At 60.7% G+C, this 17565-nt stretch carries 12 protein-coding genes and 1 riboswitch; of the genes, 9 read left to right on the top strand and 3 right to left on the bottom strand.

Translation table 11 applies throughout. The annotated features are described in order from the left end of the window. Window positions 1-539: 539 nt before the first annotated feature. Complete coding sequence (locus Q0367_RS18605) at window positions 540-1988, bottom strand: aspartate kinase (RefSeq protein WP_298984071.1); 1449 nt, start codon at window positions 1986-1988, stop codon at window positions 540-542. 100 nt (window positions 1989-2088) lie between these two features. Continuing rightward, window positions 2089-2205, bottom strand: a riboswitch (SAM riboswitch). Window positions 2206-2582: 377 nt separating this feature from the next. Between Q0367_RS18605 and Q0367_RS18600 the strand changes: the two genes are divergently transcribed. From Q0367_RS18600 to Q0367_RS18580, 5 genes are all read left to right on the top strand, one after another. Then, a complete protein-coding gene (locus Q0367_RS18600) occupies window positions 2583-3980 on the top strand; it encodes an extracellular solute-binding protein (protein WP_298984069.1) in 1398 nt (465 codons plus the stop codon). Window positions 3981-4068: 88 nt separating this feature from the next. Then, window positions 4069-4995 (top strand): carbohydrate ABC transporter permease, encoded by a 927-nt coding sequence (locus Q0367_RS18595; protein WP_298984067.1) that lies wholly within the window; start codon window positions 4069-4071, stop codon window positions 4993-4995. A gap of 7 nt (window positions 4996-5002) precedes the next feature. Then, window positions 5003-6085 (top strand): carbohydrate ABC transporter permease, encoded by a 1083-nt coding sequence (locus Q0367_RS18590; protein WP_298984066.1) that lies wholly within the window; start codon window positions 5003-5005, stop codon window positions 6083-6085. Between the two features lie 139 nt (window positions 6086-6224). Then, window positions 6225-7424 (top strand): hypothetical protein, encoded by a 1200-nt coding sequence (locus tag Q0367_RS18585; RefSeq protein ID WP_298984064.1) that lies wholly within the window; start codon window positions 6225-6227, stop codon window positions 7422-7424. Window positions 7425-7632: 208 nt separating this feature from the next. Further along, window positions 7633-8892 carry a DegT/DnrJ/EryC1/StrS aminotransferase family protein gene (locus Q0367_RS18580; RefSeq protein ID WP_297629566.1) on the top strand — a complete coding sequence of 420 codons (1260 nt, stop codon included), beginning with the start codon at window positions 7633-7635 and terminating at the stop codon, window positions 8890-8892. Between the two features lie 209 nt (window positions 8893-9101). Here Q0367_RS18580 and Q0367_RS18575 read toward each other — a convergent pair whose 3' ends face one another. Beyond that, the gene (locus tag Q0367_RS18575) at window positions 9102-10559 is read right to left on the bottom strand and encodes a serine protease (protein ID WP_298984062.1); all 1458 of its coding nucleotides are present in this window, start codon (window positions 10557-10559) and stop codon (window positions 9102-9104) included. A gap of 282 nt (window positions 10560-10841) precedes the next feature. Further along, window positions 10842-12326, bottom strand: a complete 1485-nt coding sequence (locus tag Q0367_RS18570; protein ID WP_298984060.1) for a glycoside hydrolase family 13 protein — start codon at window positions 12324-12326, stop codon at window positions 10842-10844. A 227-nt stretch (window positions 12327-12553) separates the two neighbouring features. On the opposite strand from Q0367_RS18570, the gene Q0367_RS18565 reads away from it, so the two are divergent. The 4 genes from Q0367_RS18565 (at window position 12554) to Q0367_RS18550 (ending at window position 17407) form a co-directional block, all read left to right on the top strand. Then, entirely contained in the window at window positions 12554-13660 is a 1107-nt protein-coding gene (locus tag Q0367_RS18565) for an aminopeptidase (RefSeq protein WP_298984058.1), read from the top strand. 69 nt (window positions 13661-13729) lie between these two features. Next, window positions 13730-14590: a CBS domain-containing protein gene (locus Q0367_RS18560; protein ID WP_298984056.1), complete on the top strand. Its 861-nt coding sequence runs from the start codon at window positions 13730-13732 to the stop codon at window positions 14588-14590. Between the two features lie 256 nt (window positions 14591-14846). After that, a complete protein-coding gene (locus tag Q0367_RS18555) occupies window positions 14847-16451 on the top strand; it encodes an FAD-dependent oxidoreductase (protein ID WP_297629556.1) in 1605 nt (534 codons plus the stop codon). A gap of 179 nt (window positions 16452-16630) precedes the next feature. Next, on the top strand, window positions 16631-17407 hold the full coding sequence (locus Q0367_RS18550) for an SIMPL domain-containing protein (protein ID WP_298984054.1): 777 nt from the start codon (window positions 16631-16633) through the stop codon (window positions 17405-17407). Window positions 17408-17565 lie beyond the last annotated feature (158 nt).

The raw sequence follows: 17565 nt of genomic DNA, 5'->3' as shown, positions 1-17565 counted from the left end.
GCGTGATCAAGGTGCAGATGCGTGGTGTGCGATGGAATGCAAGTTGCCTATCGATTGTTGCGTGTGAAGCGCTAGATGTCAAACGTCGTGTAGGCGTTTTCACCTTACGCGGTCCGACGATTCGGTCAACGTCAGCGCTTGCGAATTCTTCGCTCCGATCGCTGAAGACGCTGCCAGGGTTCGGGTGAGATGGTGAACCATTAAGACGCCAAGACACAAAGGACGCTCAAAAGAGAAAAAGGCGCAAAATCTTCGTGTTTCTTGGCGTCTTCACGTCTTTGGGGTGATCTTCTGAGCGCCCGGCCGCCAGGCCGGCGGAGGGGAAGCAAGGGGCAAGGTGCAAAAGCGAGCGACTGGAGACGTCCGGTTGCAGCAAAAGAGCAAGCATCTTCTGCGCAACGTGCGTGATTGAATATTAAAAATAATAGGCCGTCGAGTCGATGTTTTGATATGAGGTGGAAGTCACGCGATGAAGGTCTGTAGGATGCTCTTCTTTCCGGGAAGCACGAAGCTCCCCGGAAAGAAGAGTTGGCGATGCCTTATCGTGGGCGCACGCGCTCTTCCGTAGGCAAGTGTAACTCGAAAATGTCATGGATGGCGCGCAGGGCGGACGTGACGTCGGCGTCCACTACGACCAGGCTGATGTTGGCCTCGCTCGAACCCTGTGCGATGGCGATGACGTTGATGCCCGCCTGCGCCACAGCGGTGAAGACGCGCGCCGCCAGCCCCGGCGTGCCGCGCATGCCGCTGCCGACGACGGCGATGATGTTGATGTGCGGCATGCCGTAGATGCTGTCGATGTAGCGATGCTCCAGCTCGCGGCGAAACTCCTCATGCAAGGCGGCGATCACCGACTCCGCCGAGGCCTCCGGCACCACGAAGCAGATGCTCTGTTCGCTGCTGCTCTGGCTGATCATAAGCACATTGGCCCCCACGCGCGCCACAGCGCTGAAGGTGCGCGCCGCAATGCCGGGGACGCCCATCATGCCTCGACCGGCGATCGTGATCAAATTCATGCCTCGGATCGCCGTGATCGCCTTCACGGTGCCGCGCGCTTCGGCCTGCACCTTCTCGACGATGAGGGTGCCGGGATGGGTCGGCTCAAAGGTGTTGAGCACGCGCACCGGGATTTTCTTCTCGATCGCCGGCAAGACCGTCTTCGGGTGCAACACCTTTGCGCCGTAGTAGGCAAGCTCGGCGACCTCTTCGTAGCTTAACTGGCGGATGCTGCGCGCGTTGGGGACAATGCGCGGGTCGGCGGTCATGACGCCGTTGACGTCCGTCCAAATTTGAATCTCATCGACGTTCAGCGCTGCGCCGAGGATGGCCGCCGAATAGTCGGAGCCGCCGCGGCCCAGCGTCGTCGGCACGCCCTCCACCGTAGCGCCGATAAAGCCGGTCACCACCGGCACTACGCCGATCTCCACGAGCGGCAGCAGCCGTTCTCTGCATCGGGCTTCGGTCAAATGTGTGATCGGTGCGGCGCCGCCGAAGGCGTTGTCGGTCACGATCAACTCGGTGGCGTCGATGGCCTCGGCGCGCAGGCCATGCGCGCGCAACACGGCGGCCAGCAGCGGCGCGGCCATGCGCTCGCCCAACCCGCTGACGACGTCCAGGCCACGGGGCGTCAACTCGCCCAGCACCGCGATGCTGCTGCACAGCCGATCGAACTCGGCCAGCCGCTCTTCGAAGACGCGCGCCAGCGCAGCGCGTTCGCTGCCATCCTCGATCAAGCGCCCCGCCACCACCTGATGCTTGAGCAAAAGGCTATCCTGTTGCGCCTGATAGAAGCTCACATCGCCCCGTTCGGCGCGTTGAGCCGCCTCAATCAACATGTTCGTCACGCCGGACATGGCGCTGGTCACCACCACCACGCCAGGACGCTCTCGTTTGGACTCGCGTCCGATCGCCTCTTTGACAATTTGCGCCACCTGGGCGAACGCATCGGCGCTGCCGACCGACGTGCCGCCGAATTTCATGACAATCATCGAAAGTCTCCTCTAAAGGTTTTCAGGGCCTGGATCAAGATAAAAAAATCCCTCTCGCCAGCAGACAAGAGGGAAGCATTCGACCAAACCAAACTGCCGCCTCTCATCTTTCAGATTGCTCTGCCGGAATTGGCACCGTTGTCCTGCAGCGCCGTCGCTGCACGCCAGGGTTGCCGAGGCTTCATCGGGCCGGTCCCTCCACCTCTCTCGATAAGAGCGTCTTTTCTATGCAATTAGCCTGGCACTATAGCAAGGGGTGTGGAAATGTGTCAAATCAAAAGAGGAGAGAGGAGAGGAAAAAAGAGGAAAGAAAAGGGGAGAAAGGCTCGAAAAAACGGAGTTGACACCACAGGCCGGGGTCAGATACACTCACAATATCCCGGTGTGTAAGCGCTTACATTCTCAATTGCAGCTCTGCATGAGGTGCATCCATCTTTATGCAATGCACCTGGACCAAGATGGATCACTCTACTTATAGCTGCGCGCCGGCAGCCAGCGGCTGCCGGACAATGCAGAGGCAATTGGCAAGGCGCTGCTCCTGCAGGTGCACGTCATCCTTGAGCGAGTCGATCAAGTTGTTTTGCAAAGGAGGAGATGATGAGACGACTGCAGAAATTGTTGAGTGTTGTGGTCTCTGCCGGCCTGCTGCTGAGCGGGTGCGCTGCGCCGTCGGCGCCAACAGGGGAACCGGCGGCGCCGGCGGCGACAGGCGGCAAGACCAAGGTCACGATTTTTGTGGGCTTGGGCACCGGCACCGATCCGGACCAAATCAAAGCGCAGGAGGAGCTGGCGGCGAAATTCAACAGCAGCCATGAAAGCATCGAGGTGGAGTTCCTGATCGTGCCTCACGAACAGGCAGGCGAGCGGTTGCTGGCGATGGTGGCGGGCGGCAACGCGCCACAGCTGGTCGGCCCGAACGGCATCTCGACGGTGGCTCAGTTTTTCGACAGTTGGGCGGATGTGGCGCCTTTTATCGAGGCGGAGGCTTTCGACACGAGCGATTTTTACGGGCCGGCCGTGGAGCTGAATCACTATCCGGACAAGACAGTGGGGCTGCCGCTTGGTCTTTTCCCTTCGTTCATTTTCTACAATAAGGACATGTTCGACGCCGCCGGCATCGACTATCCCACCCACGATTACGACGACGCCTCCTGGAATCTGGACAAACTGCGCGACATCGCCATGGAGCTCACGCTCGACGCCAACGGCAACAACGCCAAATCGCCCGATTTCGATGCGAGCCGCATTGTCCAATGGGGGTTCGACGACGCCTGGACAGACGCGCGCGGCTTTCTGACCCGTTTTGGCGCACCGAATGTGGGCCGGCCCACCACGGAAGATTACAAAACCGCCGTCGTCAACTCCGAAGAGTGGGTCTACGGGCTGGACTGGTTGAACAGAGCGGTCTGGGTGGATCACTTTGTGCCGGATGCAACGGTGCAACAGGCGCGTGACGCCGCCGGCATCGACCCGTTTGGCAGCAATCAGGTGGCGATGTTCTACAGCCACACCTGGTTCATGGCCGAAGGTCTGGTCGACCTGCCCTTCGAGTACGACTTTGCGCCGGCGCCCTTTAACCAGAAAGGTCAGCGCATCGCCCGCATCCACGCCGACACCTTCACGATTCCCAAGAACGCTCAGAATCAGGAGGCGGCGTGGGAGGTGCTGAAATGGCTCACGGCGCCGGAGCAGATTGTGGACGTCTGCCTGATTTATGGGTGCCTTCCCGCGCGGCGCTCTGTGGAGGCGGAGTTTGAACGGCGGCTGGCCGAGCGCTATCCCAACGTTGACCTCGATGTCATTTTCGCCGCCATCGACTATCTGGATAACCCCAACCATGAGAGCTTTGTGCCAGAATGGGGGCGCATCAACGACGTGCTCAACAACAACTTCAGCGCCGTCTATCTGGGGCCGATCGACGCCCGAGCTGTGCTCGACCAAACCAATCAAGAAGTGCAACAGATTCTCGACGAGTACTGGGCAAGGCAATAGGGAGATCATGGACCGGAGATCGGGGTTCTCACAGCGGTGATGTTGGGGTTGTGCATGTCCCTGATCTCCGGTCATCTGGAGGCGCATCATGCAATTGCTTCGTCGCAGGCGTTTAACGCTGGCGCAAAAGGAAGACCTGTGGGCGCTGTTCTTTATTGCGCCGTGGCTGATCGGCTTTGTGATTTTCACAGCAGGGCCAATGCTCTTTTCGTTCTTCTTCTCGTTGACGCGCTACAACATCGTCGATGCGCCGATCTTTATCGGCTTTGAGAATTATGTGCGGGCGTTTGGCCGCGATCCGCTCTTCTGGCATTCTTTGCGCGTGACGCTCTATTACGGCGCCTTGTCCCTTCCGTTGGGGCTGATCGTCGGCTTCGGTCTTTCGTTGCTGCTCAACCAGCAGGTTCCTTTGCTCAGCCTCTGGCGGACCATCTACTTCCTTCCTTCCGTCATCGCAGGCGTCGCCGTCGCTATCGTCTGGTCGCGCATCTTCAGCCCACAGGTGGGCATCCTTAACCCGTTCTTGGAACGCACCTTCGGGATCAAAGGGCCGGGATGGTTCACCGATCCCAATTGGGCGATTCCCGGACTGGTCATCATGAGCCTTTGGGGCGTCGGCGGCGGCGTAATTATCTATCTGGCCGGCCTTCAAGGCATTCCCACCTCGCTCTACGACGCAGCTCGGGTGGACGGCGCCAATGCGCTGCAGCGCTTCCGCTACGTCACGCTGCCGATGATGACGCCGGTCCTTTTCTACATGTTGGTGTTGGGGCTGATCGGCGCCTTTCAGTACTTCACCGAGGCGTACGTCATCAGCGGCGGCGGTGGTGGGCCGCAGCGCGCCACGCTTTTCTACAATCTCTATCTGTATCAGAACGCCTTTAAGTTCAATGAAATGGGCTATGCGTCGGCGTTGGCCTGGGTGCTCTTCCTCATTGTGCTGGCGCTGACGCTTCTGGTGTTTCGCTCCTCTGCCTTGTGGGTCTACTATGAGGGCGAAGTCAGAAAGAGGTGAACGACGGATGGCCTCGATCGAAGCTCAACGGATGCAACCGCCCACCACCGTCACGCATAGTCGCCTCCAAAGCATGCGTCTGCAGTCGCTGGCGGGCCGTACGATTGCCACGCTGGTGATCGCAACAGGCGCGTTGATTATCCTGATTCCATTTCTGTTCATGATTTCCACCTCGCTCAAGAGCAAAAATCAACTGCGCGCCGTGCCGCCGCCGTTGATTCCCTGGGAGACGACGATGGTGGAGGTCGCAGGGAAACGAGAGCCGCTCTATCGAGTGACCATCGACGGCGAAACCCGAGAAATGGCGCTGGTCAAAAATCAACCCGGCGGCATGGGCGTCTTCGTCGATCCGGTCGATCCAGAGCAGAGCGTCACGCTGAAGATCGCCGAACAGACGCCGGTGCGCCATATCGAACTGCACCCCGAAAACTATGCCGAAGCCATGACTGCGGTGCCCTTCCCGCGCTATTTGCTGAACACCTTGATCGTCACCTTTGTCGGCATGACCGGCGTGCTCCTCTCCTGCACCCTGGTCGCCTACGGCTTTTCCCGTTTCCGTGCTCCTTGGCTGAACTGGCTTTTTATCGTTCTGCTGAGCACCATCATGCTGCCGCGCCAGGTGACGTTGATCCCGGTGTACGTGCTCTTCCAACGATTGGGGTGGGTCGATACGCTGCTGCCGTTGATTGTGCCGACTTTCTTCGCCAACGCCTACGATGTTTTTCTGATCCGGCAATTTCTTATGACCATCCCGCTGGAGATGGACGACGCCGCCAAGATCGACGGCGCCTCGCCATTGCAGACGCTCTGGCATGTGCTCGTGCCCCAGGCGATGCCGGTGATCGTGACGGTGGCAATTTTCCATTTTCTGTACGCATGGAACGACTTCTACGAACCGCTGATTTTTCTGCATAGCCGCCATAACTGGACGATGGCTGTCGGTTTGCAGACTTTCAATGCACTGTACGCCGTCAACACTCATCTGATCATGGCGGCCAGCGTGGTGATGGTGATCCCGCCGGTGTTGCTTTTTTTCCTTGCGCAGCGTTATTTCATTCAAGGCGTCGTCATTTCCGGGGTGAAAGGATGAGCGCAGCGATCTGGCTTTTGCCAAATGCGCTGAAGCTCTTTGCACGGGAATGGCGTGATGAGCGACCGGCGATGATCGTCACTATGCGCCCTGCATGGGAGTTGATCCATCTCCATCCCAACCGAAAGAGACGTTTCCCATGAGTTTTTTTGCGGGCTATGCAGAGTCGATCATCACGCCCTCCCTGGAGCGTCCAGTCTACCTGGCCGGCTTTGGGCGCAATCGTCGCGCAACGTCGGTGCACGACGATCTGTACGTGCGCGCCCTGGCGCTGCAGATGGAGAAGGTCTCCCTCGTCCTCGCCGCCGTTGACCTGATCGGCCTGCCGAGGCATGTGGCGCAGGCGATCGAACGGGGGATGCAACGCACAGCGCCGGAGGCCCAACTGGTTCTCGCAGCGACGCACACCCATCATGGGCCGGATACGCTGGGGCTGTGGGGCCCGAATGAGTGGACGCGCGGGGTCGATGAGAGCTATCTGGATTGGCTCGAACAGACCATCGCCGAGACTGCAGTGAAGGCGTTGCGCACGGTGCAGCCAGCGCGGATGCGCGCAGCCTCCACCCAGGTCTCCGGCGTGGCGCGCAACGCACGCGATCCCGCCATCCTGGACGAAGAGCTGTCCTGTCTTCAGTTCGTTGCAAGCGACGAGCTGCGTCCGCTGGCGACGCTGCTCGTCTATCCCTGTCATCCAGAAGTGCTGTGGGACGACAATCCTCACATCACCTCCGACTATCTGCACATGATGCGGTTCGTCGTCGAGCAGGCGACAGGCGCCCCCTGTCTCGGCATGGTCGGCGCATTGGGTGGCATGATGACGCCCGCCATGCCGGGCCACGCGTTCGAGGACGCTGCGCGTATGGGCGCAATTTTAGGAGGGGCGGCGTTGACGGCGCTGAGGGATGCGCCTCTTCAGACCGTCGAGCAGATGGAGTATCGCCGTCGCTCGTTCACGCTGCCGCTGACCAATCCGCTCTTTCAGATGGCGATGCGGGTGGGTCTGCTCACGGGGCCGCTGAACGAGGATGGCTCATTGACGACGGAGGCCAGCCTGCTGTGGCTGGGCGACGCCGCGATCTTTTTCATGCCGGGCGAGGTGTTGCCGAAGTTGGGGCTGCAATACAAAGCGATGCTGCGGGCGGTCGGCGCGCGTCACGCCGTGTTGGTGGGATTGGCCAACGATGAGTTAGGCTATATCTTGCCCGCCGAAGCGTTCCTTTACCCCGACGACCCGCTGAACCCGGGCGCACACTATGAGGAGAGCATGTCGGTTGGCGTCGAAGCCGGGCCGAAGCTGACCGCTGCGCTGGAGGCGCTGCTTGCAGCTGCGCTTCCTTGAATGATCCAAGGCCCTGGGGGCTGCCGGGCGTGGGCGGCTGCGAGCCGCCCCTATGAGGATTGCTTTGAATTGTTCAAGGCCCTGGGGGACTGCCGAGCATGGGCGGCTGCGAGCCGCCCCTACGAGGATTGCTTGAGTTGTTTAAGACGATGCGTTGCATCGATTCTTTTTATAACCTGTGGATAACTTTGTGGATAACGAGGGGGAAATGACTGGGCAACTGGCGATTTTGGGTGGAGAAAAGGCGATCACGATGGAATATCCGGCCTGGCCGGAGCACGATGAGCGCGAGGTCGAAGCGGTGGCCGAGGTGATTCGCTCGGGACGATGGGGCGGATTTCCTTACCCGGGGCCGCGCACGAAGGCGTTTCTCGAGAAGTTTCTCGAATTCCAGGGCGGGCAATATGCGATCATGGCGTTCAACGGCACGGTGACGATGGAGATCGCGCTGCGCGCAGCAGGCGTGGGTTGGGGCGATGAAGTGATCGTGCCCGCCTACACCTTTCAAGCCACCGCTGTAGCGCCGATGGCCGCCGGCGCAATCCCCGTCATCGTCGACATCGACCCCAATACCTACTGCATCGATCCGAAAGCCGTCGAGGCGGCCATCACCCCGCGCACGCGCGCCATCATTCCGGTGCACGTCGGCTCGTTGATGGCGGATATGGACGCCATGATGGAGATCGCCGAGCGCCATAACCTCATTGTGATCGAGGATTGCGCGCACGTGCACGGTATGCAGTGGAAAGGACAAGGCGCAGGCACGATCGGGCACTTTGGCTCCTTCAGCCTGCAGTCGTCGAAGCTGTTGACCTCGGGCGAGGGCGGCGTGCTGATCTGCAAGACGAAAGAGCTGGCCGACGCAGCCGCAAGCATCGTCAACTGTGGGCGCCCTGCGGAGGGGCGCAGCGAAGTGACCACACTGGGTGCCAACTTCCGCAGCAGCGAGCTGCACGCTGCGCTGGCGCTGGCGCAACTCGAGCGCCTGCCGGAGCAGACGCGGCGCCGCGAGGCGATGGCCGCCTATATGGACGAAGCGCTGAGCGAAATTCCAGGCGTGCGCGTGCTGCGCCCCGACCCACGCATCACGCGGCGCTCGGTCTATCTGTACATCTTCGCCATCGACCCGGAGGTGTGGGGCTTTCATCACGATGTGCTGTGCGCAGCGCTTGAAGCCGAAGGGCTCGATGTCGGCTTGGGCTATCCGCCGATGCATCGCTACGAACTTTTCCAGCCATCCCTTTCGCGTCTGGCTGTGCCCACCGCCTATTCGGAGTATTTCGACTTTGCAAAGATGCAATTCCCGGTGGCCACGCGCGCTTACGAGCAAGAGGCGGTTCAGCTGCCGGAGTCGGTCTTTCGCGCCGGCAGGGAAGGCGTCGACCAGGCAGTGGCGGCCATCCGCAAGGTCTATGAGCATCGGATGGAGCTGAAGGCGGCCGTGGAGAGTGGAAGAGTGGAGGCATAGAAAAACGCTGCGTCGCCATCCGGAACTGGTCAGTCCATCGCCAACCTTCCCGGAGGCTTAAAACTTCCGGGAAAGTTGGCGACGCTCCAGACGATGAAAATCTGCCAAGGTCCTCACGAACGCTTGCTTTGCGCCTTTGCCTCTTTGCGCCTCCGCGTTGAGTCTCTTCAGAACAGCCGCTAGAAGAGAGCCGATTGCACCCCTTCCTTTCATTTCGGAAGGCGCCACGGAAACCCCGGCGGAGGGGGCGTAGGACATGGGACTGGGTTGCCAAGCTCATCCAGGCACTGTGGTTCTGGCGGCGGCTGCTCCGCCCCATACAATAACGGCATGAAGCTCGAGTGACGCTTGCCCACCGTCAGCCAGTAGCGCGTGTTGGAACTGTACACCTGTCCGACAAAGGCCGGCAAGAGTTCTATGCTGGCGTAGATCGGCCCTGTGCGGTCCGCCTTCCAGACCAGCTGCGCCGACGTTTGAACAGGGGTTTCCTCCCAGGTTCCCCACCACCAGGCGTCCGGCGGAGTCTCTGTGTAGGTGATTGGAGTGCGTCCATCTTCGCCGAACAGCCAAATCACCGTCTTGATGAATGGAACGGTCTCGGTCATGCGGGCGGTGAGGAAAAGGTACTCCTTGCCCTCCTCAACGTTGAAGCGAATCCAGTCCTGGTCTCCCATCTCATGGAAAGTGTGCATCTGCGCTGAGATCGGCCCGTCCAACTGCTGGGCTGTGTCTGGCCCGTTGTCCGGCTCGAAGGTGTCTCCGCCGCGACAGGAAAGTGCATCCGGCTGGCTCATACAGGTCGCGATCCACTCTGTAAATTTGGAGACGCGGGTGAAAACGTCATAACGTCCTACATCGATGCAATTGGACGGCCCCCAACTGACGATCCCGATCTGCGCCCATGAGGCGTCGGCGCGCTGCACCATGAGCGGGCCGCCGCTGTCGCCGTAACAGGCGCCCATCGTCAGCGTCTCGTAGCCGGCGCAGATCATGTTTTCGGTGATCGCTCCATCCCACCAGAGGTTGCGCGCACATTTTTCATGATCCACCAGGGGCAAAGCGACCTCGCGCAGCGCATCTGGGTAGACGTTTCCTCGCCACCAGGCTGTGTCTTTGGCGCCCCAGCCGATCACGGCGCCGCGCATATAGTCAAACTCAGTCTCGCCGGGGGTGGTTGTGTAAAGCGCAATCGGCGTGTACGTGACCGGCGTGGACAGACGGATCAACGCCAGGTCATTCTCGCTTCGAAATGGATCGTAGTCGGGATTGAGAATGAGCATAGCGATGGGAATGCGCACCCCGCTATCGGACAGGCGGTGCGCGCCGACGAGGACGTCAATGAAATACGGCTCGACGCCCTCGACGCAGTGGGCGGCGGTCAACACCCAGTCTTCGGCGATCAACGTTCCTCCACAAAATTGCCCCAAAAATGGGTTCGGTTCCAGACGCCGCAATAAGGCGACCTGCCACGGCCAGGCGCCGGGCTGCGCCTCGCGGCCGCCGAGGATGTCCGGTGAATCGCTCTGGGCAGGCGTCACCGTCGGCGCATCTTGGGCATAGACCAGGTGCGCCCACCACAACGCCCCGCCGCCGACCATGATGAAGAGCAACGCACACAATACAAACTTGGTTAGTCTGCTACAACGAACATCATATTCAGTTGTCATAAAACACCTCCATCAGGACAACGAATTTGGGGTTCAGAATGACGTTTACGCTGCGCGTTCTCGAGCGAACATCGAGAGCCGCCATCTGAAATGTCCAGCGCGTCGGTGGGGTCGTCCATCATCCCAGAGTCACCAGGGGGATGGGGTTGCATCCTGCCGCCACAGGCTGGAGAGAACGCAGGACAAGACGCTGCGATTGAATGGACAAGAGGAAAATGGCTTTTACGCAGTATAGCCTACTGCGAAGTCATTTGCCAAACTGTGTTGACGCCCCGGGGTCGATCAGCCAGGCAGGGGGGCGAATTCCAGCTCGTTGAGCAATACGAGGGCCTCGCGCGGTGGAATCTTCACGCCATGGAGTCTGCCATCCAGGGCTGTGTACTCGCCCTGATTCCAAATCGCCGAAAAGCGACTGTTGGTGGGAAGATGCGCCGGCAGCGTCAGGTCGATCTGCTGCGCCTCGCGGTTTCGGTTGAAAAGCACAACGGCGTGGCGCGATCCGAGCGAACGCACAAAGCCGAAGACGCCGTGGGCAGCGTAGATCGTCTCGTAAGCGCCGGTGCGCAGGACGGCGTGCTGACGGCGCAGCCGGATGGCGCGCTTGAAGAAGTCAAGCAGCTCATAGTTCCATTGCCCGGTGTCATGCCAGGGAAACGCCCCGCGGCAGAAGGGGTCGGTGGCGCCGGTCATGCCAATTTCATCGCCGTAATAGATGCAGGGCGCGCCTGGCATCGTCATCTGAAAGAGCGTGCACAGCCGCAATGTACTTTCGTCGCCCCCCACCGTCCACAAGGTGCGGGCGGTGTCATGGCTGTCCAGCAGATTCAACTGCGCCTGCGCCACTTCCCAGGAATAGATGCTCAGCATGTGATGGACGCCGGCGGCGAGGTCGCCGGCGTCGAGCGTCACCAGCGTGTAGCCGCCTGGTTTGTAGTCGGTGCGCAGCGTCTCGGCGCCGAAAAAGCCGAGCGCCAGCCGGCTGAAAACGTAGTTCATGACAGCGTCGAAGCGATCGCCGGCCAGCCACTCGCGCGCTTCGTGCCAGATTTCGCCGACGATGTAGGCGTCGGGGTTGCCTTCCTTGACGGTGGCGCGAAAGGCGCGCCAGAATTCGGCGTCGTTGATCTCCTCCGGCACATCCAACCGCCAGCCGTCGATGCCAGAGTCGATCCAGTAGCGGGCGACGTCGAGCAGGTATTTGCGCACGCCGGGGTTCTTGATGTTGAACTTCGGCAGGGCGGGCAGGTCCCACCAGGCGTCATAGTTGTGGGGCTTCTCGGCGCTGTGTTCGTAGGGGCGCAACGGCCAGCCGCGCACGATGAACCAGTCGATGTAGGGGGAGTCGCCGCCGCATTCCAGGATATGATGGAAGGCCCAGAAGCCGCGGCTGGCATGGTTGAAGACGCCGTCCAGCACGACGTACATGTTGCGAGCGTGCGCCGCGTCCAGCAGTTCTCGCAGCGCTCGATTGCCACCCAGCAAGGGGTCCACCTGCATGTAGTCGTAGGTGTGATAGCGATGGTTGGAGGCGGAGGCGAAGATCGGATTAAGGTAGATGGCGTTGACGCCAAGCTCCTGCAAATAGTCGAGTTTGTCAACGACGCCGAGCAGGTCGCCGCCCTGGAACCCCTGCTCCTCCGGCGGCGAGCCCCATGGCTTGAACTGAATCCCAGGCGTGTGCACCAGGCGCGGGCTGCGCGCAAAGCGGTCGGGAAAAATCTGGTAAAAAACGGCGTGTTTCACCCAATCAGGCGTTCGAAAAGACATGCGATTGCGGTCCTTTTGATTTTCGTTGCGTCAAGTTTCAAATGTTTTTAGCTGTCGCCAAAATGGCTTGCAAACATGAATGAAGATTTTGGCACGCCCATCCTCTTGTGTCAATTGCCGGAACGCTCAACGGTGCAACAGGCTTAAGGAACTCCGTGATTTTCCGCCCCTTTTGCGATTGAGTATAATCGCATCGTTGCATGTCAGCTTTTCAGGGGGAATCGACTGTGTCCGATCCGCGCATCGATGGTCTGGCCCGGTTGCTGGTCAATTATTGCGTTTCTGCGCGTCCCGGCGACTGGGTGGCGATTCAAAGCGACCTGGCTGCACAACCGCTGGTCGAGCGAATTTACGCCTCCCTATTGGAGGCAGGCGCCCATCCTACGGTGTTGTATCGAGACGAAACGCTCGAGGATGTCTTTTATCGTCAGGCCGCAGAACCGCAACTGCGCTGGCTTTCTCCACTCGACGCGTTGATGGCCGAACGCGTCGATGCGCGCATCGTCGTGCGCGCACCCTCCAACACGCGTGCGCTGACCGGCGTCGATCCGCAGGCGCAGCGCCTCCATCAACAGGCGCAGAAACCGATCTTGGATCACTATCGTCGTCGCTCGGCCGAAGGAGCGCACCGTTGGGTGTTGACCAACTTCCCCTGTCCGGCGCTGGCGCAGGAAGCGGACATGAGCCTGCGCGAGTTCGAAGCGTTCGTCTACGCCGCCACCTTCGTCGATCAGCCGGACCCTATCGCCGCCTGGCAGGCCATGCACGATCGGCAGCAGCGCCTGGTCGACTGGCTGGCCGGTAAATCTGAGGTGATTGTGCACGGGCCGGACGTCGATCTGCGCCTCTCGATTGCCGGGCGCACGTTCATCAACAGCGACGGCAAACGCAACATGCCCAGCGGCGAAATCTTCACCGGGCCGGTCGAAGAGTCGGTGGAAGGTTGGATTCGCTTTCGCTATCCCGCCATCCGCGGAGGGCGCGAGGTGGAGGGCGTGGAGTTCACCTTTGCGCAAGGGAGGGTGGCGTCGGCCAAAGCGGCCAAGAACGAGGCGTACCTTCTCAGCCAACTCGACAGCGACCCCGGCGCCCGGTATCTAGGCGAGTTCGCCATCGGGACGAACGACCGCATTCAACGCTTCACCAAAAACATCCTGTTCGATGAAAAGATCGGCGGGACCATCCATATTGCGCTCGGCGCCGGCTATCCGGAAACCGGCAGTCGCAACGATTCGAGCATCCACTGGGATTTCATCTGCGACATGCGTAGGGACAGTGAAATCTGGGTGGACGGCGAGTTGTTCTACAAAGATGGAAGGTTCATGATTGCTTAGCAGGCAGGCTTTATTCGATGCGTCGATTCACCCTACGCGATCGACGTCCTATTGCAATGGAGGCAACGCATGTTGGTTCGTGATATTATGTCCAGCCCTGCCATTACCGTGCGCACGGACACCAAAATTCCCGAAGTCGCCCGCCTTTTGCGCGCCCATGACATCAGTGGCATGCCGGTGCTGGACGAGGCCGGCAGGCTCGTCGGCGTCGTCACCGACCATGACCTGATTTTGCGCAATGCGCCGATCCGCGAGCCGCGCTACTTTGCCGTGCTTTCGGGGTATATCCCTCTCAATCTCGAAGAGCATCGCCACTATCGCGAGCAACTGCGCCATACGATGGCCGTCACCGCTGGCGATATGGTTGAACCGGACGTACCCACGGTGACCCCGGACACCCCATTGGAAGAGGCGATGGAGCTGATGCTCGATCCGAAGGTGACGCTGCTGCCTGTGTTGGACGAGGGGGAGGTCGTCGGCGTCGTCACGCGCACCGACCTGGTGCGCCTGATCGAACAGCTGGAAGGGGCCGTTGATCCGGACGCGGTGCTGGCCAAAGAAGAGCCGGTGCTCGCCGGCCTGCTAGAGGTGATTCTCTATGTCCAGGACATGGGGGCGATGGTGCATTTCTACCGTGACCAATTGGGCCTGGAGGTGTTGGAGCCGACCGATACAGAGGACTACAGCGCCGAGAGTTGGGTTGTCTTCGACGCCGGCGCCGTCAGGCTGGCCTTGCACAGCGGCGGCGAGCGACGACTCGGCGAAGACACACCGATGATCGTCTTCGCCGTCATGGACATTGAAGCGGCGCGCCGCGCTTTGATTGCACGCGGCGTCGAAGTGGGAGCGCCTTTCGAGGCTGCGCCCGGCGTGTTGGTCTGTCACGCGCGTGATCCAGAGGGGCGCCCTATCGCCCTCGAACAGCGCTAATCCTCTCACCCGTGAGGTTTTGAGCCCCTTGCGGTCGGTCGTCTGTCGCCACAAACAGAAAGCTCAGTCCGTAGCTAACCAATACGGACTGAGCTCCCGCCGGGAATGAGGTGAGGCTCCCGAAGAGGTGTGGTTTGGAGAAGAGATTGATCACACGAAACCCGGCTCCCCATTCGAATTTCGTGCTAGCTGTAGTATAGAGACCGATTGTTATCAGGGTGCGAACGTCGTACTAACAGGTCGTTAACAATCTCCCATGAAAGAGCGAAGAACCGACATCCTGATCGTTGGCGGCGGCCTGGGCGGCGTGGCGGCTGCGCTGGCGGCGCTGCGCCTGGGGCGCAGCGTGATCCTCACCGAAGAGACCGACTGGCTGGGCGGCCAGCTGACGGCGCAGGCGGTGCCGCCCGATGAGCATCCCTGGATCGAGTCCACCGGCTGCACAGCTTCGTACCGCCTGCTGCGCGCCAAAATCCGCGATTATTACCGCCGCAACTATCCGCTCACCCTCGAAGCGCGCAACAACGTCAATCTCAACCCTGGACAGGGCAACGTCAGCCCACTCTGCCATGAGCCGCGCGTGGCGCTCGCCGCCATCGACGAACTGCTGGCGCCCTACCGCGCCAGCCGCCAACTCGATGTGCTGCTGCGCCATCGACCGGTGGCCGTCGAGATGGACGGCGATTCTGTCGCCGGCGTAACGCTGCTCGACGAGAACACGGGCGAGTCGATCGTCTGTCAGGCCTCCTACGTGTTGGACGCCACCGAGCTGGGCGACCTGCTGGAACTGGGCCAGATTGAGCATGTCATCGGCGCCGAAAGCCAGGCGCAGACCGGCGAGCTGCATGCTTTGCCCGGCGAGCCGAACCCGCTCGACCAACAGGCGGTGACCTGGTGCTTCGCCGTCGACTACCTCCCCGGCGAAGAGCATGTCATCGAGCGTCCGGCCATGTATGATTTCTGGCGCACCTATCAGGCCGACTTCTGGCCCGGCAAACAGCTTGGCTGGCTCGACGTGCACCCGATCACGCTGCAAACGCGCCATCGCGCCATCTTCGACGGCCCCACCGACCGCCTCGACGGCGACGACTTCTGGCACTATCGCCGCATCCTCTATCGCAGACATTTCCTGGAAGGCGTCTATCCAAGCGACATCACCCTGGTCAACTGGCCGCAGATCGACTACTGGCTGGGGCCGCTGGTCGGCGTCAGCGCCGAAGAAAAGGCGGAGCACCTGGAGGAGTGTCGTCAGCTGAGCCTTTCCTTTCTCTACTGGATGCAGACAGAGGCGCCTCGCCACGACGGCGGCTACGGCTATCCGGGGCTGCGCCTGCGCCATGACGTCGTCGGCACGAGCGACGGCCTCGCCAAACATGTCTACGTGCGCGAGGCGCGGCGCATTCAAGCTGAGTTCACCGTGCTCGAAGAGCATGTCGGCGTCGAACAGCGGAGAGCGGCCGGCCTGGATCGCGCCGAGCGCTTCTTCGACAGCGTAGGCGTCGGCAGCTATCGCATCGACCTGCATCCAAGCACTGGCCTGCGCACCTACGTGGACATCAGCAGCTATCCGTTCCAGATTCCGCTCGGCGCGCTGTTGCCTGTTCGCGTGGAGAACTTGCTGCCGGCGTGCAAAAATCTCGGCGTCACGCACATCACCAACGGCTGTTATCGCCTGCATCCGGTGGAATGGAACATCGGCGAGGCGGCGGGCGCGGTGGCTGCGTACGCGCTCAACTGCGGATCGACTCCCCGGCAGGTGCGCAATGCGCCGAACCATCTGCAAGATTTTCAGCGTCTCCTCCAAGAAAAGTTGGGGTTTGTTTTGGCCTGGCCGGAATACGCGGCCGTTACGCCGAGATGAAAGACAGGGGGCGTCCGTAGAGGGGAAGCGCGCAAATCAATAGCACCGACGAATCGCTCTGGGCGACGGACAGATGCTTTACAGCGGGGACGGAACTTTTTCCGAGGCTTTCTCGTCCTCTTGGGCGACGGCGATTTGATGCTGTACGCTAACCAATCCAAAGTGAAAGGACAGTGAGTATGAGAGAGCCTATGCGTGGGAAAGTGATCCATCGAATGTTGGCGGCGACGCTGGCGACGGCGTTGATCCTGGGAGGCGCGTGGTTAGGCGCCGGTCAATTGCAGACGCCGGCGGTGAGCGCTCAGGAGGCTGGCGGCGCAGCCGCGCGCACGATCACCGTCGTCGGCGAAGGCGTCGTCAGCGTCGAGCCGAACGTGGCGCGCACCAATATCGGCGTTGAAGTGGTGCGGCCTTCGGTCGAGGAGGCTGCCGGTGAAAATAGCCGCATCGTCGACGCCCTGTTGACGACGTTGAAGGAGCTGGGCATCGACGAGAAGGACATCCAGACGGGCAGCTTCAATGTTTTCGCCGAGCGCTACTTTGGCGGCCCGCAGAACGAGGAAGAAGTGCAGTATCGCGTCAGCAACTCCGTGACCGTGATCATTCGAGACCTCGACAAAGTCGGCGAGGTGCTCGACGCTGCGATCAAGGCGGGCGCCAACAATATCTATGGCGTGGAATTCCTCCTCGAGGATGCGACGGCTGCACGCTCGGAAGCGCGCAAACTGGCCGTAGAAAGCGCCAAAGCCAATGCCGAGGAGCTGGCCGCCCTCACCGGCGTCAAGGTGGGCAGAATTCTGAGCATCAGCGAGGTCATCGGCAGCGGCGGCGGCTTTTACGGCAATTCGATCAGCGCGTTTCAGCTAGGACTGGGCGGTGGTGGCGCGCCGCCGGTGCAACCCGGCCAATTGCGGATCACCATGCAGCTTCAAATCACTTACGAGCTCGTGGAGTAATTTCAGAGGGTGCACGAAGGCTTCAGCACACACCATTGGACTCTATCCAGCCTGGGCTTCGAGCGCTCTGCGTGCACCCTCCCTCTCGCCCATGAAAGCAAACGCCGTCTCGACGATCCTTGAGTTGAGAAGTCAATCTTTTCCATAAGCCTTCCTAG

The sequence above is a fragment of the uncultured Caldilinea sp. genome, assembly GCF_937128415.1.
Taxonomy (GTDB): domain Bacteria; phylum Chloroflexota; class Anaerolineae; order Caldilineales; family Caldilineaceae; genus Caldilinea.
This window is presented reverse-complemented; position numbering and strand designations above follow the sequence as displayed.